This window comes from Streptomyces sp. BE20 (genome assembly GCF_036322525.1).
Classification (GTDB): Bacteria; Actinomycetota; Actinomycetes; order Streptomycetales; family Streptomycetaceae; genus Kitasatospora.
Genome location: NZ_JAQYWW010000337.1, coordinates 1 through 1,002, shown reverse-complemented (window position 1 = coordinate 1,002; position 1,002 = coordinate 1). Strand labels below are relative to the sequence as shown.

The window sequence follows — 1,002 nt, the reverse complement described above, 5'->3', positions numbered from 1 at the left end:
TTCCTCGGCTATGAGATCTCGATCGCCGGCACGAACCGCAGAACAAGAAGGCCGTCCGGAACGGACCGGCGGAACCGGCGATCCCTCAACGGAACGGTCGTCCTGCACGTGCCTCCATCGGTGATCAAAGCCAAGAGCGCCCCGTACCTGTCGCGCGGAAAACCCGCGTGCCGGAACTTCCTGGTGAATGAGACGGACCACGTCATCGTCGGTAAGTTTGCGGCCGAGTACCGAGGTGTCGTCCAGTACTACCTGCTGGCCGGTGACGTGTTTCGTCTTCACCGGCTGTGCTGGGTCATGGAGACTTCCATGCTCCGGACCCTGGCGAGAAAGCACGGCTCCACGGTTTCCAAGATGGCGGCCAGGTTCAAGGCCAAGATCCAGACTCCGTACGGGCCGCGCACGTGTTTCGAAGCTCGCATGGTGCGCGACAGCAGGAAGGAACTGGTCGCACGGTTTGGAGGTATTCCTCTCAAGCGGCAGAAGACGGCGGAACTGACCGACCGTCTGACCGGGCCGGTCTATCCACATAAGGAGCTGATCAGTCGGCTTCTTGCAAATAGGTGTGAGGTTTGCGAGGAACCAGGTGAGGTGGAGGTTCACCACATCAGGTCACTCAACGACCTCAACCGGCTCGGCGAGCCGTCCTCCGAATGGGTGAAGCTGATGGTCAGGCGCCGACGCAAGGCCCTTGTGGTCTGCGGCAGTTGCCATGGCCGCATCCATCCGGAGAGGTCGGCCGCGCTCACGCAGTAGTCACTGGAGAGCCGGATGACCAGGAAACTGTCATGTCCGGTTCGGTGGGAGGCCGAGCGGAAAAGGACCCGCACCGCGGGCACCTCGCCGCTCGGCCGACCCTACCCGCACCCTGCTCGACGAATGGGCCTACCAACGCCCCTACACCAGCAACCAGGAACGAACCGAAGCGCTCCCCGACTTCCTGCACGCCTACAACTACCATCGCTGCCACACCGCACTCGGAGGCCAACCCCCGATCACGCG

At 62.8% G+C, this 1,002-nt stretch carries 1 protein-coding gene and 1 pseudogene; both read left to right on the top strand.

Translation table 11 applies throughout. The features are described from left to right. A partial coding sequence (locus PUR61_RS01815) for a group II intron reverse transcriptase/maturase (RefSeq protein ID WP_329874901.1) occupies window positions 1–756 on the top strand: 756 nt, incomplete at its 5' end. 106 nt (window positions 757–862) lie between these two features. Continuing rightward, a pseudogene (locus PUR61_RS01810) lies at window positions 863–1,002 on the top strand (integrase core domain-containing protein); the annotation flags it as partial.